This window comes from Bacillus sp. RO1, from assembly GCF_012524115.1.
GTDB lineage: Bacteria > Bacillota > Bacilli > Bacillales > Bacillaceae_I > Sutcliffiella_A.
Map to the genome: position 1 here is coordinate 23827 of NZ_JAAZWB010000048.1, position 20846 is coordinate 44672.

Genomic DNA, 20846 nt, shown 5'->3' on the forward strand with positions numbered 1-20846 from the left:
TAATAGTGAATGATATGTTTAAAGAACTAATCAAATGTGTTGTATAAGTACTTTTACCCATATATTTCCGTCTGTTAATTGGCTGCAGCTATAAAAAGAGAGGAGTTTGTCCTTATTTACAGATAATTCTATAAACTTTATTCTATTTATGTAGGGTCACTAAATATCTGAAATGAGGAGGAAATTATGAAAAAGATCAGTAAAACGGTACTAGCGTTATCTTTAACAGGGGTTATGACAATCGGGACGTTAACAACAGGTACCCTTCCAACAAGTGCGGTCGGAAATGGTCCCAACTATAACGGCAATGAGTCGATCCAAACCTCCATCCTTACTACATATGATGAGTTGGTAGAATACTTGCACAATCAAGATGCAAGTCAGCAGGCGATGGAGCTTGAGGTTATTGGTAAAACAGTGAAAAAACGAGATATTTATATGGCAAAATATATTAAAAACGAGGACAATCCAACTATTCTGTTTTTGACTCAGCAGCATGGAAATGAGCAACTGACAACAGAGGGTGCGATGGAATTCATCAAACATCTTGGAACCGGGAAAAATCAATCGGTATTGGATCATGTCAATATCCTTGTTATTCCGATGCTGAATGCAGACGGTGCGATGGGTGATGTGTACTTTTCTACAGATAATTACATTGCAGACGGTGACCGTCATTTGACGCGAGCAAATGCTAATAACTTTGACTTAAATCGTGAGCACGACAAAGCAATAGATGCTATGCAGCCTGAAGCACAGGCACTTCATACGAATGTGTTGGAGAAGTATGACATCGATTACATGATTGATTTACATCATCAAGGAACACAGAGTGAACGTGATGGGAAGCTTGTTTCCGGGTCTATTTTACATCCAACAAGCCCTAATGTTGATCCGTCTGTAGTGGAGAAGTCCAAGCAGTTAGGTGCAGTGGTGTTCCATGAGATTGAGTCAAAAGGCTGGGGGCATCTTGGCAAGTATTCCGGTGGAAATACAGACAACATTGGTAGAAATGGAATAGCTTCGAGATATGATATCGCGACATTATTGTTTGAAATGAGAGGAATGTCCGACCACACGAATCCATCAGCGATTCTTGGACAAAAGAGTAATGGATACTTGATCAAGCAGACGGTAAATACGCTTGATTCCACAGTTCAAGCCATTGCTGATGGTTCTATTAATACAGTTGATACTAGCTTTTGGGAGACACTACCTTTCCAGAACACAAGACAAGGTGAGGAAACCGACGAATAAAAAAGGAAAAGCTCGGGGCACTTTGTAGATGTGCTCCGAGCTTTTTCTTTGTGATCTTGACCGATGAAGACCTGAGCACCAAAACTTTTGAGAGACAGAAGTCTTTATAATGGTTATGAAGACCTGAGTTCCAAAATTTTCGGGAGACAGAAGTCTTCATAAAGGTTATGAAGACCTGGGCACCAAAGTTTTTGGGTAACAGAAGGCTTCATAGTACTTATGAAGACCTGAGTTCAAAGACTTTTAGGTAATAGAGGTCTTCATCAAGGTCATGAAGACGTCAGTGACTGGTGACAGAGGTCTTCATCAATCACAACCCTGCCGAAAGTTGAATCTCCCCTTCAGGTAATTCATTCCCACTTTGAGGTTCCAACGTTATCGCAATGGTATCCCAATCTTCCGTTGTCGTCTCCGCAATGTTATGGAACACATAGCCTTTTCCTTGTTCGTCAATAGTGAAGTCGCCAGCCGGTATCGGTGCACCGTTCTTCAATAGCCAGACCTGATACACTTCGTTTCCTGTTAGATCAGGTAAGTCCTGCGTTTGGATCAAGACAGATAGTGCCTGTTCCTGTTGGAAAAGTGCTGCAAACCCGCTGCCTGTAGCATCTGATGGCTGCAAGGTAACTACGTTATCTGGTTGTTTCAGTTCTTCAGCAACCGACTCAGCTCCTTTATCGTTTTGCAACATCAAGTAGCCGTTTCCAATTAATGAAAGCAAAAGTGACGCGGCAAGCAATGTGGTTAGCCAAGGTTTTCCTGAAGCTGTATTTTTACTAACGGGAGTTTCCATTTCTGTTTTAGAAGCTATTGGTGTAACAGTAGCGTTTTCAGATTTCACATCTTCAGCAAATACATTATCCAAAATTCGCTTCTTCATTTCTGGCGGGGGTGAGGCCTGTTCTGACACAAGGGCAACATCTCCTAACAGATCTTGAAGTTCCATTAATTCTTCCTGACATTCGGGACAGGTGGCTAAGTGCTGTTCAAATTCTTCTCTCTCTGTTTGTGTTAGGTGGCCATTGAAATAGTCCAACACTAACTCACATTTCTGACTCATATACTCCCCCTCCTATCTGCAAGTAACGGTTTCAGTTTCTTTAGCGCCAGCCGTATCCTTCCTTTTACAGTCCCAAGCGGTATGCCGGTCAACTCGGCTATTTTCTGCTGGGTATAGCCTTTGAAATACATATAATGAACCATCTTCCTTTGGTCATCTGATAAAGTGGAGACCGCTTCTCTGATGACTATTTGCTCTTCCTTCCACTCTGTCTCTTTTTCGGTGGAATCGTTAGATTGCAAGAATGGTTCCACATCTTCTATCGTGGTACTTTGTGTTCGTTTCTGCTTGCGAATTATATCCAAAGCTTTATTACGTGCAATGGTGAACAGCCAAGATCGAAACTTGCCTTTTGACTCGTCGTAAATCCCTGTTCCCTGCCAAATCTTGATAAAGACATCCTGCATTGCTTCTTCAGCTATGTCATGGTCATTCGTTATTTTCAATAAAAAAGAATACAAGATCTTTTCGTACCTGTCGTACAGTTCTTCCAGAGCGGTTTTATCTTTTTTCCTTATCCGCTCATACAGAAGAGAGTCCTTATTCTGCATAGGTTTTCTCCTTTTTTATGTGATTATCTTTATTATATCTTTATTTGTCTGATTAAAAGAAGAAATAAGGCTTTCCTATTTTCCTAACGTTGGAAAATGGAGTTTGGATCAGTGATATTCAGGAAGGAACCATTTGGAAAATTTGCTTGCTTGACTCTACCTCCCACGTATCGTACTTTAGTATATATTGCAGTTTTAGATACACCGGAGGAATGGCCAAATGCGTGTGAAGAAAGTCCTGAATAACAATGTGTTGATTGCTGCCCACCCCGAGTACAATGAAGTGATCCTTACTGGGAAGGGAATCGGTTTTGGGAAACGTACTGGAGAAGATATTACTGTCGAGAGTGCGGAGAAGTTCTTTGTGCTTCGCGACCAGGAAGAGCAGCAACAATACAAGCAACTACTTAGTTATGTTGACGAGTCGTTCATCGGTTTGATGAATGAATGTATAGAGCGAATTGAAAAACGTTTTGAGGTTCGGTTGAATGAACATATCCATGTCGGATTAACGGACCATCTTTATTTTGCGGTGAAAAGAATTCAACAAGGTCTTGATATAAAAAATCCATTTCTGACGGAGACAGAGCTTGCTTATCCAAAAGAATATACGGTGGCACTTGAAATTGTGGAGTGGTTAAATGGAAAGCTTGGTATCTCCGTTCCAGTGGGAGAAGTAGGTTTCATTACATTACACATCCATAGTGCCTTGACCAACCGAGAACTGTCCGAGGTCAACAAACATACCCAGTTGATCAGCAGAATGGTGGATGTCATTGAGGAATCCTTGAAGATCTCCGTTGACCGTACCGATGTGAACTATTTGAGGCTCATTCGTCATTTTCATGCTTCGATTGAAAGGGTGCAAAAAGACGAGAACCGCCCAGAAAATCAGGAAGCGCTCGCAAAAGTGTTGCAAGCTGAATATCCAGTATGCTACAATCTAGCATGGAAATTGATTAAAATTATGCAGCAGAACTTACACAAGCCAGTCCCAGATGCAGAGGCAGTATACCTGACCCTACATTTGCAAAGGCTTGCAAAACAATAAATAATCTAGAACACTTTTTTCACGTGTTACTGGTCATGCAGGCATGAGCGGAAGAAAGCGTAAACGAAGAAACATGGTAGAAGTCTATCTACCTTTCCTTCGTATACCTTTTCTTTTCACTCATGCTTTTTTGTTGTTTTTGTATAAATATCTACCAGTTTAGTTGATTGCAGTGGAAGGCGCGCAGACTCCCGCGGGAGGAAGGGACAGGGAAGACCCCGCAGGGCGCAGCCCGAGGAGGCTTCCGGACCGCCCGCAGGAAAGCGAAGCGCCTGGAACGGAAATCAACGGCAAACTAAAAAGGAGTTCTGCCAAGCATATAAAAATACCAAGGAGGAACACATATGTTCAAGAAATCATTCGGTTTACTGCAACGTATCGGGAAAGCCCTCATGCTTCCTGTCGCATTGCTTCCAGCAGCAGGAATCCTGCTTGCATTCGGTAATGCCATGCAAAACCCAAACTTAACAAGTCGTCTTGGCTTTCTAGAAGCAGACTCACTCGTGCTACTGGCACAAATCATGGAACAGGCGGGAAGCATCGTATTCTCTAACCTGCCACTACTCTTTGCAATCGGGGTAGCTATTGGACTTGCTGGAGGAGACGGTGTAGCCGGTCTTGCAGCAATGATCGGTTACTTAATTATGAACGTTACGATGAGTGTTATCAGTGGAGTTACCGCTGACCAGGTCGGATCTGACCCTGCACTTGCGAATGTTTTAGGAATTCCAACCCTTCAAACCGGGGTATTCGGCGGTATCATAGCCGGTGTGCTCGGTGCCTATATGTACAATAAATTTTACAATATTGAATTGCCATCATACTTAGGATTCTTTGCTGGTAAGCGATTTGTTCCAATTGTTACGGCAGCATCCGCACTACTGCTTGGGGTGGTCATGAATTTTGTATGGCCTTACGCGCAAGAAGGACTTAATACATTCTCTTATTTCATGACAGAGTCAAACCGTACGTTGGCAGCATTTATTTTCGGTGTCATTGAACGTGGATTGATTCCATTTGGCTTGCATCATATTTTCTATTCTCCATTCTGGTTTGAATTCGGTTCTTACACGAACGCTGCAGGAGAATTGGTTCGTGGAGACCAACGCATTTTCATGGAGCAGGTGAAAGACGGTGCCGAGCTTACGGCAGGAACGTTCATGACAGGTAAATTCCCATTCATGATGTTTGGTCTACCAGCAGCAGCTCTAGCAATCTATCACTGCGCACGTCCTGAAAACAAGAAATATGTTGCCGGTATCATGGGTTCAGCGGCATTAACATCTTTCTTGACAGGTATCACAGAGCCACTTGAGTTCAGTTTCTTGTTCGTAGCACCTGTATTATTCGCAATCCATGCGGTGTTTGCAGGACTATCCTTTATGGTCATGCATATTTTAGATGTAAAAATCGGAATGACGTTCTCTGGTGGAGTAATTGACTATATTCTATTTGGTATCCTTCCAAATGCGACCGCATGGTGGTTGGTGATCCCTGTTGGTCTAGTATTCTCGGTTATCTATTACTTTGGATTCCGTTTTGCGATCAAGAAGTTTAACCTTATGACACCAGGTCGTGAGGAAAAAACAGAGGAAGCGGAAGCGGGTTCAGGGTCCGTTGATGAACTGCCATTCGGTGTACTAGAAGCACTAGGAGGAAGAGAAAACCTTACAAACCTTGACGCGTGTATCACTCGACTTCGAGTAAGTGTAAAAGATGTAGATCAAGTTGATAAAGAGCGCTTGAAAAAATTAGGTGCAGCAGGGGTAATGCAAGTTGACCGCAATATCCAAGCAATTTTTGGACCTCGCTCTGAAACAATCAAAGGGCAGATTCAAGATATCTTGAGTGGGAAAACGCCTGTGAAGCAAGAAGTGGCGGCAACATCTGAAAATGAATCTGTAGATGCTGTTGCTGTTGCTACTTCAGCAGAGTTTGATGTAGTTATGCCGATGACTGGTAAACTACTACCTATTTCTGAAGTTCCTGATAAAATTTTCTCGCAAAAAATGATGGGTGACGGTTTTGCCATCGAGCCAACTGAGGGCAATGTGGTTTCACCTGTTGCAGGGAAGGTTGTGAACTTGTTCCCTACGAAACACGCAATCGGCATTGAAACAGCTGACGGCCGCGAAGTCCTTGTGCATGTTGGTATCGACACAGTCAACCTAAAAGGTAAAGGCTTTGAAAGTTTAGTAGAACAAGGCGACACAGTCGAGCAAGGACAAGCGTTACTGAACGTAGACCTTCGCATTGTGTCAGAAGAAGCGACATCCATTATTACACCGATCATCTTTACAAATCTGGCTGCTGGAGAAGCAGTTGAGATTAAGGATGGTAGTGTAAGAGTGGGGGAAAAGGGTCGCGTAGAGATTCGATAGAAGTTTGATGAGGACCGCTTAGCGTGTGAGTGCGCTGAGCGGTTTCTTATGTTTTGAAATGGACTCGGAAGCGAAAAGTCACAATAACTGCTGAAAAAGTCACAATCATCAATGAAAAACTCATAATAACCTCTGAAAAAGTCACAATAACCTTTAGAATAGTTACAATTCCCTAATATGAGTATCTTTCTACTTACTATATACCTATAGAAATTCGCGTAAGCCTCCTGTTTTTACTAGGTTGTTTTAAAAACAAGTATAAATACCCAATTACTTGAAATGTTTTTGTTGTAAATTCTCAAATTCAGTCCTTTCAGATTATTTTTAAACTAAAAAGAGTCTCTATAATTAGAAGAGTATGACTACTAAACTTCAAAAAGGAGCTGTTTGGCTTGAAACAAGCTTTACAACGACTAGGTAAAAAAGTGTTGGCTGCAACAATGGCGGTATCATTGCTTGCTACACCATCCATGTTCAACTCGGTAGAGGCTGCACCAAAGGACCCGAAAGCAGGACAACATGATGTGGAACTAAGAGTGATGGGAACGACAGATATCCATACACACCTATATAACTATGATTATTATAAGGATACTGAAGTACAAGACTTTGGACTTGCGAAAACAGCTACATTAATTAAACAAGCCCGAGCGGAAGCGGCGAACACCATGCTTTTTGATAACGGTGATTTAATTCAAGGGAACCCTTTAGGGGACTACAAAGCTAAAGTGGAAGTGTTGCAACAAGGTGAGGTGCATCCAGTGTTCCAAGCTATGGGATTACTAGATTATGATGCAGCTACTCTTGGAAATCATGAATTCAATTATGGGATGGATTTTCTTGATACCGTATTGGAAGGAGCTCCATTTCCTTATGTGAGCGCGAATGTATTTTATGATGATGGAGCAGATAACAGCGAGTATTATGTAAAGCCATATGAAATCATCAAGAAAAAATTCACAGATAATAAAGGAAGAAATAAAGTTCTACGTGTTGGTGTGACGGGTGTGGTGACTCCACAAATCACGCAATGGGACAAAGCACATCTTGATGGTAAGATTGTAACAAAAGACATCGTCCAGTCAGTAGAAGCAGTCATTCCTAAAATGGAAAAAGCCGGGGCTGACATCATTATCGTGTTGGCACACTCTGGTATTGGTGATGTTGAGTACGCAGAAATGGAAGAGAACGCCACCTATGATTTGACGAAGGTAGATGGTATTGATGCTATTATCACAGGTCACAACCATCTTAAATTTCCTGGAGACTTCAAGGACCTTCCTGGTGTGGACACGGAAAAAGGAACTATTAATGGTGTGCCTGTCGTGATGCCTGGCAACTGGGGGAACAATTTAGGCATCATGGACTTGACACTTTCTAAAGTAAAAGGTGATTGGAAAGTGACACATTCTGCTACAACATTAAGGCATGTAAAAGGTGTAGAAGCAGATCCAGCCATATTGGATGCAGTAAAAGAAGCGCATGAAGGAACAGTTAATTATGTTCGAACAGCAGTTGGTAGCACAACAGCCGACATTCACAGTTACTTTGCACTAGTACAAGATGACCCATCCATTCAAATTGTGACAAATGCACAGAAATGGTATATTGAAAAACAATTGCAAGGTACGGTAGAAGAGAATACCCCCATCCTTTCAGCAGGAGCACCATTCAAAGCCGGTGGAAGAAACGGGGCAGGATACTACACTTATATTCCACAAGGGGAAATAGCAATCAAGAATGTAGCTGACCTGTATCTATATCCAAATACAGTAGCAACCGTTAAAGTGACGGGGGCGGATGTTAAAGAATGGCTTGAAATGTCTGCAGGACAATTCAATCAGATTGATGCATATAACAGCAGCGAGCAAACGTTAATCAATACAGATTTTCCGACTTATAATTATGACGTTATCGATGGTGTTACGTATGAAATTGATGTAAGAGAACCTGCGAAATATAACAAGGACGGGGTTGTCGTTAATGAAGGGGCAAACCGAATCAAGAACCTTGAGTATAAAGGGGAAGCAATTGATTTAAATCAGGAATTCATCGTTGTAACGAATAACTATCGTGCAAGCGGCAATTTCCCTGGAGTACGCAACAACACTGGGGTGGAATTATATCCAGATGAGAACCGCCAAGCAATTATCGACTACATCCTCCAGCAAGGTGAAATTGATCCTTCAGCAGACGGGAACTGGACATTTGCACCTATTAAAAATTCCGTCAACGTAACATTCGACTCCTCACCTGACGCAGTAGATGCACTACCGGAAAACGGCACCATCCAATACGATGGAGCCTCCCAAAACGGCTTCGCCAAATATAAGCTAACACTACCGACAGCTGAATAATAGTGGAAAAGGGGGTGACTTTATCGCTTTAGAGCGGTGAGGGTCAGACCCCTTTTTTGACTCCTTTTCTTTGCTTTTTCATCCCTTTCATCCAAGTCAATAGTAGGATAAGCAGAGGGAGGATAAATTGAAATGGAACATGAAGATAGGTTGGGACTAGTTCCAATCCAATATAGATGTGTTGAGGAAGGTCTTTTGCTATGATAAAAGAGCTAACTAGAGCAATACCGCCAAGTAGGAATATTATAAACTTATCTTGGAAGATAGGTAACATGTAAGATATTCCCTTTGCTGCGGAAATAAAGAATATAGACACTTTTACAAATCCCACAATGATAAAGGCAAACGCAGTAAGCAACTCCAAATGTTGGATAATACCCAAAACCTCAATCATTTCTAGTGACTTTACTAATGGATAGGTATAGAGGGAGGCAACCTTTGCCCCAAGGATGGCAATTATCAATTGGGTGATGGAAATCAGAAGGGCCCCGCTGAACACAATAGAGATCCATCCGTATTTAATTAGTTTCTGATGGTCATTCAGAAACGGGAATAAGACCAGAAATACCACCATTTCGCCGTAAGGGAATGTAATATATTGAACCCAGTTGCTTAAATCCAAAATCTCCAAGTCAATTAGCGGCCTTACATTCTCCCTCATCGTCACCCCTGACATGAATGAAAAGAAAAAAATCAATGCTATTAGAAGCATGGTAAAGACAAACAAAATCTCCGATGTCCTGGCCATTGCCTCAAGACCTAGAATTGCCGCATAGCAGATGAGGTAGACAGAGACAAGCACAATAATCCAATGATCGATATTGTAAAAAAAAGTCTGGGCAATAAAATAGACGAAATCTTTAAGTACCCTTATGGCAATATAAAGAAAATAGAGGCTGTACAATAGTAAGACAATTTTCCCAATTACTTTTCCAAAAGCCAGTTCCAAAAGTTTATGAAATTCAGGCCACCCATTCCTTTTTAATAAGTAAACATAGAAAAAGAAAAGGAGGACGCCTGTGCTGGCTGCTCCAGTGTTTATGATCCAGGCATTTTCCTCAGCTTCCAAGTTGAGTCCCAGAACAATGGAAGACCCGAGCAAGAATAAAGTCATCAAGGTAAAGAACTGATAGATGGATATCTTGGTAACGTTCATAGAAAATTTCATCCTAACTTTAATCTAATGATATGGCATCTCCGGACCTCGTTATGGATACATCCACCTTTACTTCAGATAGAGTCTTTGGGAAAATACTTTCCCACTCGCCTTCAATTTTTCTCCATTTGCTCGGGTCGGAAAAGTAGATTTGTTTACCAAATCCTACATAATCCAGTTTTTCTTCCTGGCTCTTTCGGATGAGTTCCGTTATGGAGGCTTCTAATTGCTTTTTTATTTGGGATCTAAAGAGATCCATGTTTGGATGCTCGAAATTGGTTTTGCAGGTGGATTCAATAATCCTTCCGTTCGGTTTGATCTTTATGGATATTTTAGGAATATTTCCATTCCAACTTATCTCATATTTAGTTTTTGATTTCTTTAAGTGGTAGGAAAAATAACCAGGACCTTCTGGACAATTTGACTCCAACGTACCTTCCCTAACTTTATCCATTATAAATAGGAAATGCTGGCTTTCTTCAGTACTTAAGAAATCAATCAGTTTATCTTTCTTGAAATAGGACATCCCATTGATCTCTGTTTTCGTCTTAGGTTGGTAGGATGCGATATTATCTTTGGATATTCCTTCCTCCACATCTCCTGCCAGACTGATATAAGGAATGACATTATTCACAACCGGATAATTCAGCAGAAGGTTCTTAACCCGGTTTGGGTAGACTGGAGTAGCGAAGGACGCGTAATTTTCAATGTTTTCTATTGTATCCACAATACCTCTTGAAGATACTTTTTCAAAGGGTCTAAACGTAGCAAGGATATCATTGGCACTTACCGCCTTGCTGACAAAAATCAAGATATTAGAAGAAATAGTTTGCTCTAAGAACAGATAATTGATTACATCATCAATACCACGTTTCTTAGCGAGCTCCTCGCTTATCAGTATGACTTCTATATCATCCATAAATAAATAGCGTGAAAAGGTTTTGTGGAGTTTTTGCATTGCTTCTGTAATAGTTCTACCGCTTTCCTGATACAGGATATATCCCAATTTATCCGAAGCACTGTCTTTTACGGCAGGTGCATCAATGGCTTGTACAGTTACGAGAAACTCCTCATCTTTTATATCTACTCCAATAGCTGAAATAATAATCAGTTCTTTTATAAGGGAGTCTTCCGCATTTTTTCCAATGATTAAACTTGAGCAAATTAAAAATATAGACGTAATGATTGGTAATAGGTTCTTTTTCCACATAGGGTCCATCAGCCTTTACTTTTTTCTCATGGTTTCCTCTTTAGACAGGGATTTATCATTATTCACAATGTGTTCAATTGGCAAACGGAAAATAGCATCCTTTTGGTCTTGTGGATGGAAAGGAGCAATAGGTGAAAGATACGGCACTCCAAAAGAACGAAGGGAACACATGTGTAATAAAAGTACGATCAGTCCCACTAACACGCCGTACAATCCAAGTATTGTTGCCAGAAAAATAAACCGAAAGGTCAACCGCTTATAAGCAAGAGCTAAGCTGTAAACAGGTACGACACTAGAACATACATAAGATGCAGCCAGTACTACAAGTGTTGCTGGTTGAACAAGTTGGGCCTCAACAGCTTGCTGACCCAATGTAATAGAAGCGAAAATAGTCACTGTCAGTACCACTCCAGCAGGAAGACGTAGCGAGCCTTCTGTAATAATAATGATAAGCCAAAAAAAGATAAACACTTCAACAATGGTTGGAAAAGGAACAATTTCCCTTTGAGAGATAAGGCCAATCAGCAAGCTCGAAGGAATAAGTCCTGGATGATACAAAGTAAAGGCAATATACAGACCTGGGAGAAGTACGGCCAGCAAGAAGAAGAATAACCTTCCTAATCTTCTTGTTTGGGTACTTCTATTCAATGTGTAATAGTCGTCTGGTGATTGAAAGAATTGGATAAACACAGAAGGTACGACCATTACGAACTGTGTTCCGTCTACGACTATAGCAATCTTCCCCCCAAGCACTTCCCCACATACTACATCTGGGCGATCAGTTGAAAGTGCCAAAGGAAAACTGGAATTTGTGTTGTCCATAAAGGATTCAGTCAAATAGTTAACATCAAGAACAACAGGGATGTTTATCTCATCTAACTTCTTTCTTACTTCGTCTAGAATTTCTTTGTCCGCTATCCCTTCGATAAATACCATGGATATAGAAGTTTGTATATTTGGATTCGTCACTTTTTCTACCCGTAGCGATGGGTTTTTGATCGTTTTTCTTATTAGGGAAAGATTGTACGTAATGCTTTCATTAAAGGCTATATTAGGCCCTGTCTGAGTCCGTTGAGCTTTTGGTTCAGGGGCACTTCTTTCTGGCCACTTAACCGTATCAGCCAATAGGCATACAGCTTCTTGCTCTACAAAAATAGCTGTATTTCCATCTAAGAGCATATTAACTACCTTATCTCTACTTGTTTCTGTATTAATGTTGATACTTTGAATTACTTGAAGTCGGAGGTAGTCGATAATGGAAGGGATAGATTGATCTTCTTTTAAGGATATTCTTGCTATTGGTGATAGTATGTATTCCTCCATTTTAGAGGTGTCATTAATTCCGTCCAGGTAAATTAAATGAACTTTCTTATTAAAATGTGGCAAAACAAGCTCTCTTTCTAACAAGTCAGAACTGTGACCTAATTGAACTTTAATCATCTCGATATTATTAGAGATAGATTCCGTCAGTGAAACCTTTTCTGAAGTCTCCATTCAATAACCTCTTTACCTCATATTTCCTACTTATACCTTGCCATAATTCCTAGTAAAATATTCCGTTAGAAAGAAGGTTTTTATCTAAAGTGGTTTTTGAGGGGGAAATAAAAAACCTGTCTCCGCAATAGGAGTCAGGCCTTGATTGTTTCTCGTCCAAGAACAATTATCTCATCATGATCAATGCTCTTTACATCATCTTGAAAAATCAGTCGTGTGTGGAAACGATAGCTTATATGTTCTGTTGAAGGCTCTAATGAAGTTGGAAGCTGATAGCAAAATGGATACTGTGACTTATCATTTGCATCCATGCTTTTGGACATAAGAATGGTCGTTACAGCATCCACTGTTTCAACCGAATCCCCTTGAAAGTCCTTTACAAGGTCACATTCTAATCTTTTAATATGTTGCCTAGCCCAACCGCCTTCCACGTGAAAGGTGCCAGTTACACTTTCACCAGGAGTTAACTCCATATTATTCAAAACTAAATCTACATGTGGAGAACCTATATTTAAATAGCTCATTACCTTTTTTATCATATAGCCTAAACCTCCGGAATGAATAATTACGTATGTCGTATAGTTAAAGATACGAACAGGTAGAATGAAAGTTTCACCTATTTTTTTAATATGTAAAATATACATACCCATTCTTCACAATATAAAAGCCCTCATCCCTTTTAAGAATGAGGACTTCCAATACTTTAAAATAACCATAGTCCAACTAACGTCGCTACAATCAGTCCTATTAGCACTGGCAAAAAGCTCCGTCTCACAAGCTCCATTACAGGAACCTTCGCAAAACCCGCAACAGCTACAAGGGAAGACCAGGCAATTAATGTTCCGCCGCCAACCCAGACAGAACCCATCTGTCCTATTGCGGCAAGTGTGGCAGCTTCCACTCCAACACTTTCACCAAGGGCTCCAGACAACGCTCCAACAAGAGGAAGTCCCGAGAACCCAGAACCATCTAATCCTGTTATCATTCCGATTAACAGTATTCCAAATCCTGCGATAAATGAGCTTTCAGGGATATATGCCTGACCGGCAAGTATGAGGTCAAACAGGAAGGAGGGTGTCTCCTCAGCAGGAGTGCCCAGGATTCTAGAAGCAAGTTCCCCACTACCAATAAAGAAGAATCCAGCAATCGGAATAACCGGCCCCATCGCCTTAAAGGCAAACAAGAAGCCTTTGACTATATTGTCACTGACAGTTTGAAGGGAGGTACGGGCATTAAGGAAGAATGACGCTCCAATTAATAGAATGAGCGAAGCCCCACCGATAAGCGCCGCGCCAGCTCCACCCTCTAGAGAAGGAATGACATCGGAAAACTTGGCCAGAACCATGTAGATGATGATAGCCAGAAACGTTGCTGGAACTAAGATAGCAAACAGTGTGCTGTATTTGCTTTTTGTCTCAGGTCCTCTTTCTGTCACGCCCTCCGTGTCGCCACTCTGGTTATCTACATGGTTCCATTTTATTAAATGCTCATTAGATGGTCGTACAATAAGCTTGCGTATAGAAATATAAGCAAGTGTAATAGCAACTGCTCCTGTAACAAGGGATAAGATGAAACCGCGATCGGCAACCGTACCAATATCCACAGCAGCAGCGGTGGCGGTCAAAGATGGGGCTATTTGAATAATGTAATCGGAAGACAGCGCCATTCCTTGACCGGCAAGGGAAATGGCGATAGCTGCCCCAATGGGTGGAAGCCCCGCTCTAATGGCAACTGGAATTAAGAGTGCACCAACCAGCGGTACCGCTGGAGTAGGCCAGAAAAATAGAGAAATCGCATAAGTAACAAACACAATGACCCAAAACGAGACATGCCCGTTTTTCATCACCCGCTGAAATGGAGTGATCATTTGTTCATCCGTACCCAATGATTTAAGGGAATGTAAAAGTGCCGTCATGATGGCAATAATCAGGAAGATATTAAAAAGCTCTCCTGCTGCAACCAAGCTGGCGGTAAATATAGTTTGAAGCCCGAAAATAAAGGACCCACTGAAAATCCACCCCACTAAAAAAGTCACCAGGATGGCAGGAACCACTACATTTTTCCTGAACAACATTGTAACGATAATAACTAGAGTACCAATTAAGTACATCCAATGTGCTGCAGTCAATTCCATCTGTACCAAACTCCCTCCAAGGCGAACAAGCCCAAGATGTAAAAGATAAATTTCTGTATGGTAGCCTATGTTAAAAGGTGGGCTTTGGTGCTGATAGGGAAACCTACATCATCAAAATGGAATTTTAATTGGTTACTAGAGAGAGGTTTATTCTCCTACAATGAGGAATAGAGTATAGAGAGGTGATAACGTTGAAGAGGGATGAATATAAAAAATATGACGGACTCGGACTGGCAGAATTGGTAAAAAACAAGGAAGTCAAGCCTGCTGAACTGTTAGAAATGGCGGTCAGTGAAATTGAGACACAAAATCCCCAACTGAATGCAGTTATCCATACGATGTACGAACAGGCAAGGAATGCCGCGGGGAAGGCTCTTATAGGACGGTTTGCGGGGGTTCCGATCCTATTAAAAGATATAGGTCAAGAAATAAAAGGTGAACCAAAAACGCTAGGATCTAAAGCTCTAAGCAAATATAGATCAAAGAGGGACTCCGAATATGTTAGTCGGTTAAGAAAAAGCGGCTTTCTGTTTTTAGGACAAACAAATGTCCCAGAGTTTGGCTTGATGGCAATAACAGAACCTGTTGTATACGGTCCTGCAAAAAATCCTTGGAAACTAACTCATACACCTGGAGGTTCCAGTGGCGGTTCGGCAGCAGCGGTGGCTTCAGGAATGGTTCCAATCGCAGGTGCAAATGATGGAGGAGGTTCCATTCGTATTCCTGCTGCATACTGTGGTTTGTTTGGGTTAAAGCCTACAAGGGGAAGGACGCCGGTAGGTCCGCAGCTAGGACGGTTCTGGCAGGGAGCAGCAGTTGAACATGTATTGACCAGGACCGTAAGAGATAGCGCAGCAGTCTTAGATGAATTAAAGGGAGCTGAAAAAGGAGCGGCATTTTCCATCCCTGATCATGGTGGAAGTTATTTGGGTATCATTCAACAACCGATAGAGAAAAAGCTCCGTATCGCTTACTCTACTAAATCCCCCATTGGTACAGAAGTTCATCCGGACTGTATAGAGGCGGTCAACAAAACGTTGAAGTATCTAGAGTCACAAGGTCACAGTTTAGAAGAAATAGATGCACCGATAGATGGAAAGAAAGTTGCCACAAGTTATCTTTCCCTCTACTTTGGAGAAGTTAGCGCAATGGTTTCTTCCTTAGAGGAGATACTTGGACGGAAAGCTACTTTAAATGATGTGGAGCCTGCAACCTGGCTGCTTGCCCTCATTGGTAAATCCATGTCTGCGCAAGAATTTGTCCTCAATATGAGGGTGTGGGATGTTGCAGCATATGCTATGGAAGAATTTCATGAAACCTATGATTTATATGTAACACCTGCCACTGCCTTCCCTCCTGCAAAAATTGGGGATCATAAACTAAAGCCACTGGAGAATATTGCTCTACAAGTGACGGGGAAACTAGGATCTGCTGCAATCCTTAAGAAAATGGGTATCGTGGAACAACTCGTACAAGAAAGCTTAAAAAGAGTTCCTTTTACGCAGCTTGCAAATTTGACCGGACAGCCGGCTATGTCGCTACCAGTCCATGTGACAAAGGAAGGGCTCCCAGTAGGCGTCCAGTTTATGGCAGGGCGGGGGAAAGAAGACTTACTACTTCAAATGGCAGGGATGATAGAAGAAACAGAGCTATGGATCGGGATGGAAGATTTACTTTCCACAGCTACAAAATAGTAGAAAAGTGTTGGAGAACCCGTCTGAAATTTACATGGACGGGTTCTCTTTTGATTTGTTCTGCCCTACTAATTTTCAAATTTAAACCTTTTTTCTGAAACGATGTCACAGACGTTTTCATACATCATCTCCACGCCTTTGTTGGTAGCTTCAAAATTAAATGCTTGATTCTCCTGTATCCCTAAACTTCCCGCTTCCTTTGCAACGTCTATATTCGCTCCCATAAAGATGAATTGCCAACTATATTTTTCTTCTTGTTGACGGATTAACTCTTTTACTCTTGGATACGTGAACTCTACGCTTGAATTTTCCATGCCGTCCGTGGTGATGACAAAGATTACATTAGCAGGACGTTCATCTTCATCAGTTTGAGACAAACGGTTTCCGATATCTAATATGGTTCTACCGATTGCGTCCAAAAGGGAGGTAGTGCCCCTAACGTAATAATCTTCTCTTGTTAACGTAACATTCTTCACACTCACGCCGTTCCATAAAGTTTCCACTTCATCGTCGAAAAGGACAGCGGTGACGAGGGTTTCTCCTTCATGTCTACATTGTCTTTCCAAGAATGCGTTAAACCCTCCAATTGTATCCTTTTCCAAACCTCCCATTGACCCGCTTCTGTCCAATAGAAAAACAATCTCAGTTAAGTTTTTATTCATTTTCATCATCCTCCTTCATGCTATAATAATAACTAACAATATCCATAAAATGGTCGCCTTCAAAGCGACATTTGGAGGTAGGGGAATGATAGATAATAAGTTTTTGGAGGAACTCGAAGAATTTATTTGGCAGCATCAAATACATGATGTGCTTGAAACAAAAGAGTACATATCCTACAACGAATCACCTATTTTACATGAAAAAAGTGATATTTTTGAGATAGAAGAGTTTATTAAAAACAATAAGAAGCCGACGCTGCAGCAGGTCCTGTTTCAGTATATGGACCGCCATGGCGGAACAGATGCGGAGATATATAAAAAGGCCGGTTTGGACCGAAAACACTTTTCTAAAATACGAACCAACCCAGATTATCGTCCCAAAAAAGCAACGATGGTGGCATTAGCTTTTGCCTTGGGACTTGATGAAGAAGAGACAGAAGACCTGCTTAGTGCTGCAGGTTATTCCTTATCAGGAAATGATATACCAGACCTTGTAGCCAAGTTCTTTCTGATGAAGGGCATCTATGACCTTGCACGAATGAACGAAGCGGTTGATGATATGAAATCAAAGAGTTTAGGAAGTATATAAAAAAGCCGAGACACAGCTTGCCAGACTACGGGGCTGTGCTTCTTATTGTGTGTTACAATCTACTTTAGAAAGTGAAATCCACCCTGAAAGGAGAATACCACATGAACATTAAAGTAGATAAAAAACTCATCCAAGATCGATGTGGTTCTGTTTCCTTAAAAAGCGGGGAGGCATTTCGCAGATCGGGTAAAGTAAAGATAGAAGAGTGGACTAATGATAGGTGTTTTGCTGTGGTTACGGCTTCCGAGGATTTCCGTGTTGTCGTAACGGCAGATGGCACGGGAGATTTCCATACAAGCTGTACTTGTCCAAAGCTTGCTTCTGTAAAAATAGAATGTCAGCATATTGCAGCTGTGCTCTTAACGATTTATGAAAGTCACTTATCCCAGCAAGATTTGTCAGAAGAAGTGTTCCGTCTATTCCAAGCAGACAAGAAACCTACAAGTGGCAGTCAGCTTCATTTTGAAAAAAGAGAAGTGGTAGACGTAGCTTTTGGCATGAAACCGGTATTAAAAGATAAGGGGTATTTTCTTGGAATAGAGCTTTCGTTGAACCAGAGCGTTGTACAAGATCCGCGTAAACTATTACATGCTATAAACAATGGAAAGAAAAGTGACTTGTTTAATCCAAAGATTCAATGCTTTAAAAAAGAAGCGGATGCTGTCATTCAACATCTGATAGACATTTTAGATGATGAAAAAACATTTTTGGAGGAAATGGAGATATTGCCACAAGCACTAATTCTTCCACCTTCCTCCTTTAAAAAAATTGCACCGCTTTTACAGCAGGTAGATGTGAAAATACATTTTGATAAACAAGCATACGAAGGCTTTAAGTTAATAAAAGAGTCCCTCTCCCTTCATTTTTCTTTTACAGAAGATAACGCAAATGGGGTTCTGCTGAAGGTTGATGGGCTAAATAGTTTATTGGTCTTCAGAGCATATAATGCAGTTTTCAAGGATGGATGCTTTATTTCCTTGGAGACGGATGACTGCCGTCGACTTGCTGAGTTGAAGAGAATGTTGGATACATCAAGGACAAATTCCATCCCCATTGCTTTAAATCAGGTACAGATGTTTGTGGAAAAGGTAGTGCCGGGCTTACGGAAACTCGGAAAAGTGGAACTTGATGAAATGGTCGCCAAGCGTTTTACAAAAACCCCGTTAGTAGCGAAACTCTATCTGGACAGAGTGAAAAACCGGCTTTTAGCAAGTTTAGAGTTTCAATATGAACAGGTGATGATTAATCCGTTAGATCCAAGAGAGCATCGCATGAACACCATGATTATCCGCGATTATGATAAGGAGCAAATGATTCTTGATATAATGGAGGAAAGTGAATTCGGGAGTACGGAAGAAGGATACTTTCTGCACAACGAAGAGCTGGAATATCAATTTCTCTATCATATGCTGCCTAAGTTGCAACGTTTTGTACAAGTGTATGCAACGACTGCTATTAGAAATCGAATTTTTAGGGAGAGTGCCAAACCCCAAATACGTATCAGGGTAAAAAAAGAGCGGACCAATTGGCTTGAATTTAAATTTGAAATGGACGGCATACCGGAATCTCAAATCAGGGAGCTTTTAGGTGCACTAGAGGAAAAAAGAAAATATTATCGTTTGAAAAATGGCTCATTGCTTTCTTTGGAGACTAGGGAATTTGAAGAGATTCAACGATTCTTGCAAGCCAATCCAGTGCAAAATGAGGATTTAGAACAGGGTTTGAATGTGCCCATTATTAAAGGATTCAAGATGATGGATTTCGTAACAGATGAGGGTGTGTTTTCCTTAGAAGAAAGTTTCCGACAGTTTCTGGAGGAAATCAGAAATCCAAGTGGTGACAATATTCAAGTTCCCAATCAAGTGGATAACATCTTAAGAGATTACCAAGTACAAGGCTTCAGATGGATGAAAACATTGGCTCACTATGGTTTTGGTGGAATTTTGGCAGATGATATGGGGCTTGGTAAAACCTTGCAGAGTATTGCATTTATCCTCTCAGAGCTATCTGACATTCGCCATAAAAAATGCCCGGTTTTAATTGTGACGCCTTCTTCCTTAACTTATAACTGGATGAGTGAACTGAAGAAGTTTGCACCAGAGATCACGGCATTAATTATGGATGGAGCTCGGAAGTACCGCGAGCAGGCCTTTTCGGTAATAAAGGAAGTGGATGTTGTTATCACCTCGTATCCTTTGCTGCGACGCGATGTTAATCTTTATGCTACTAACATGTTCCATACGGTGTTTTTTGATGAAGCACAGGCCTTTAAAAACCCAGTTACTCAAACATTTCGAGCAGTGAAAAGAGTCGAAGCTGATTATAAATTTGCTTTAACTGGGACACCTGTCGAGAATTCCCTGGAAGAGCTGTGGTCCATTTTTCATGTAGTCTTCCCAGAGTTGTTTATGGGATTGAAGGAATACAGCAATCTGACTAGAAAAACCATTGTACGACGAATTCGACCATTTATGTTGCGCCGGGTGAAAGAGGACGTTCTGGATGAGTTACCTGGAAAATTGGAAAGCCTCGAGTCAGTGGAGCTTTTGCCCGAGCAAAAGAAGCTTTATGCGGCTTATCTTGCAAAGCTTCGACATGATACATTGAAGCATTTGAACAAGGATACGTTGAGAAAAAATAAGATTCGGATACTTGCTGGTTTAACAAGGCTCCGTCAGATTTGTTGCCATCCCTCACTTTTTATAAACGGGTATAAGGGAAGGTCTGCGAAGTTTGACATGCTGTTACAATTAATTGAAGAATCTCAGCGTTCAGGAAGAAGGGTGCTTATTTTCTCCCAATTCACGAAAATGCTGGAGCTGATAGGAAGGGAGCTTGCCTATCAGGGACTGTCCTACTTTTACCTTGACGGCCAGACTCCATCAGAAGAAAGAGTAGAACGTTGTGAAAGGTTCAATTCTGGGGAAAGAGACTTTTTCTTAATTTCGCTAAAGGCTGGAGGGACGGGTCTTAACCTGACAGGTGCTGATACTGTTATCTTATATGATCTTTGGTGGAATCCCGCAGTGGAAGAGCAGGCGGCTGACCGTGCCCACCGTATGGGCCAAACGCAAACGGTCCAGGTGATAAAGCTTGTAGCAAGGGGAACTATCGAAGAAAAAATGAACGAACTGCAAGATAAAAAGAGACATTTGATAGAAGAGATTTTAGACCCTGACGAAAGAGTGTCAAAAGCATTAACGGAGGAGGACATCCGAGAGATTCTTTCCATTTAGGGGAGGTTGGTGTG

15 protein-coding genes are annotated in these 20846 nt (G+C 41.3%); 7 read left to right on the forward strand and 8 right to left on the reverse strand.

Features of this window, described 5'->3' with window-relative positions:
- Window positions 1-186 precede the first annotated feature (186 nt).
- A complete protein-coding gene (locus tag HC179_RS05190) occupies window positions 187-1257 on the forward strand; it encodes a M14 family zinc carboxypeptidase (RefSeq protein ID WP_205825233.1) in 1071 nt (356 codons plus the stop codon).
- A gap of 310 nt (window positions 1258-1567) precedes the next feature.
- Here HC179_RS05190 and HC179_RS05195 read toward each other — a convergent pair whose 3' ends face one another.
- Together HC179_RS05195 and HC179_RS05200 are read right to left on the reverse strand one after the other, a co-directional pair.
- The gene (locus HC179_RS05195; protein WP_168863367.1) at window positions 1568-2317 is read right to left on the reverse strand and encodes an anti-sigma factor; all 750 of its coding nucleotides are present in this window, start codon (window positions 2315-2317) and stop codon (window positions 1568-1570) included.
- Entirely contained in the window at window positions 2314-2868 is a 555-nt protein-coding gene (locus HC179_RS05200) for an RNA polymerase sigma factor (protein WP_168863368.1), read from the reverse strand. Before HC179_RS05200 ends, HC179_RS05195 begins: the two co-directional genes overlap by 4 nt.
- A 220-nt stretch (window positions 2869-3088) precedes the next feature.
- Between HC179_RS05200 and glcT the strand changes: the two genes are divergently transcribed.
- From glcT to HC179_RS05215, 3 genes are all read left to right on the forward strand, one after another.
- On the forward strand, window positions 3089-3919 hold the full coding sequence (gene glcT / locus HC179_RS05205; RefSeq protein ID WP_168863369.1) for a glucose PTS transporter transcription antiterminator GlcT: 831 nt from the start codon (window positions 3089-3091) through the stop codon (window positions 3917-3919).
- Between the two features lie 344 nt (window positions 3920-4263).
- Window positions 4264-6300: a glucose-specific PTS transporter subunit IIBC gene (gene ptsG, locus HC179_RS05210; RefSeq protein WP_168863370.1), complete on the forward strand. Its 2037-nt coding sequence runs from the start codon at window positions 4264-4266 to the stop codon at window positions 6298-6300.
- Window positions 6301-6740: 440 nt separating this feature from the next.
- Window positions 6741-8657 (forward strand): bifunctional 2',3'-cyclic-nucleotide 2'-phosphodiesterase/3'-nucleotidase, encoded by a 1917-nt coding sequence (locus tag HC179_RS05215; protein WP_168863411.1) that lies wholly within the window; start codon window positions 6741-6743, stop codon window positions 8655-8657.
- 43 nt (window positions 8658-8700) lie between these two features.
- Here the strand turns inward: HC179_RS05215 and HC179_RS05220 are convergent, their stop codons facing one another.
- The 5 genes from HC179_RS05220 to HC179_RS05240 all read right to left on the reverse strand — a co-directional run bounded on the left by HC179_RS05220 (window position 8701) and on the right by HC179_RS05240 (window position 14651).
- On the reverse strand, window positions 8701-9813 hold the full coding sequence (locus tag HC179_RS05220; protein WP_168863371.1) for a GerAB/ArcD/ProY family transporter: 1113 nt from the start codon (window positions 9811-9813) through the stop codon (window positions 8701-8703).
- Between the two features lie 19 nt (window positions 9814-9832).
- Window positions 9833-11023 (reverse strand): Ger(x)C family spore germination protein, encoded by a 1191-nt coding sequence (locus HC179_RS05225; RefSeq protein WP_168863372.1) that lies wholly within the window; start codon window positions 11021-11023, stop codon window positions 9833-9835.
- A gap of 15 nt (window positions 11024-11038) precedes the next feature.
- A complete protein-coding gene (locus HC179_RS05230) occupies window positions 11039-12517 on the reverse strand; it encodes a spore germination protein (RefSeq protein ID WP_168863373.1) in 1479 nt (492 codons plus the stop codon).
- A 134-nt stretch (window positions 12518-12651) separates the two neighbouring features.
- Window positions 12652-13056, reverse strand: coding sequence for a sporulation protein (locus HC179_RS05235; RefSeq protein WP_168863374.1), 405 nt, complete (start codon window positions 13054-13056; stop codon window positions 12652-12654).
- Window positions 13057-13220: 164 nt separating this feature from the next.
- A complete protein-coding gene (locus HC179_RS05240; RefSeq protein WP_168863375.1) occupies window positions 13221-14651 on the reverse strand; it encodes a hypothetical protein in 1431 nt (476 codons plus the stop codon).
- A gap of 191 nt (window positions 14652-14842) precedes the next feature.
- On the opposite strand from HC179_RS05240, the gene HC179_RS05245 reads away from it, so the two are divergent.
- Complete coding sequence (locus HC179_RS05245; protein ID WP_168863376.1) at window positions 14843-16345, forward strand: amidase; 1503 nt, start codon at window positions 14843-14845, stop codon at window positions 16343-16345.
- A 68-nt stretch (window positions 16346-16413) separates the two neighbouring features.
- Here the strand turns inward: HC179_RS05245 and HC179_RS05250 are convergent, their stop codons facing one another.
- Window positions 16414-17007: a vWA domain-containing protein gene (locus HC179_RS05250; RefSeq protein WP_168863377.1), complete on the reverse strand. Its 594-nt coding sequence runs from the start codon at window positions 17005-17007 to the stop codon at window positions 16414-16416.
- An 85-nt stretch (window positions 17008-17092) separates the two neighbouring features.
- Here HC179_RS05250 and HC179_RS05255 point away from each other — a divergent pair, with 85 nt between their 5' ends.
- Both HC179_RS05255 and HC179_RS05260 read left to right on the forward strand, forming a co-directional pair.
- Window positions 17093-17596 (forward strand): hypothetical protein, encoded by a 504-nt coding sequence (locus HC179_RS05255; RefSeq protein WP_168863378.1) that lies wholly within the window; start codon window positions 17093-17095, stop codon window positions 17594-17596.
- A gap of 101 nt (window positions 17597-17697) precedes the next feature.
- A complete protein-coding gene (locus HC179_RS05260; protein ID WP_168863379.1) occupies window positions 17698-20832 on the forward strand; it encodes a DEAD/DEAH box helicase in 3135 nt (1044 codons plus the stop codon).
- The last annotated feature ends 14 nt before the right edge of the window (window positions 20833-20846 follow it).

Bases quoted from the DNA above. Each gene is read 5' to 3' on its own strand.
- HC179_RS05190 (WP_205825233.1), top strand. From the start codon at position 187: ATGAAAAAGATCAGTAAAACGGTACTAGCGTTATCTTTAACAGGGGTT.
- HC179_RS05260 (WP_168863379.1), top strand. From the start codon at position 17,698: ATGAACATTAAAGTAGATAAAAAACTCATCCAAGATCGATGTGGTTCT.
- HC179_RS05195 (WP_168863367.1), bottom strand. From the start codon at position 2,317: ATGAGTCAGAAATGTGAGTTAGTGTTGGACTATTTCAATGGCCACCTA.
- HC179_RS05235 (WP_168863374.1), bottom strand. From the start codon at position 13,056: ATGATAAAAAAGGTAATGAGCTATTTAAATATAGGTTCTCCACATGTA.
- HC179_RS05220 (WP_168863371.1), bottom strand. From the start codon at position 9,813: ATGAACGTTACCAAGATATCCATCTATCAGTTCTTTACCTTGATGACT.
- HC179_RS05215 (WP_168863411.1), top strand. From the start codon at position 6,741: ATGGCGGTATCATTGCTTGCTACACCATCCATGTTCAACTCGGTAGAG.
- HC179_RS05200 (WP_168863368.1), bottom strand. From the start codon at position 2,868: ATGCAGAATAAGGACTCTCTTCTGTATGAGCGGATAAGGAAAAAAGAT.
- HC179_RS05255 (WP_168863378.1), top strand. From the start codon at position 17,093: ATGATAGATAATAAGTTTTTGGAGGAACTCGAAGAATTTATTTGGCAG.
- HC179_RS05225 (WP_168863372.1), bottom strand. From the start codon at position 11,023: ATGTGGAAAAAGAACCTATTACCAATCATTACGTCTATATTTTTAATT.
- ptsG (WP_168863370.1), top strand. From the start codon at position 4,264: ATGTTCAAGAAATCATTCGGTTTACTGCAACGTATCGGGAAAGCCCTC.
- glcT (WP_168863369.1), top strand. From the start codon at position 3,089: ATGCGTGTGAAGAAAGTCCTGAATAACAATGTGTTGATTGCTGCCCAC.
- HC179_RS05240 (WP_168863375.1), bottom strand. From the start codon at position 14,651: ATGGAATTGACTGCAGCACATTGGATGTACTTAATTGGTACTCTAGTT.
- HC179_RS05230 (WP_168863373.1), bottom strand. From the start codon at position 12,517: ATGGAGACTTCAGAAAAGGTTTCACTGACGGAATCTATCTCTAATAAT.
- HC179_RS05250 (WP_168863377.1), bottom strand. From the start codon at position 17,007: ATGAATAAAAACTTAACTGAGATTGTTTTTCTATTGGACAGAAGCGGG.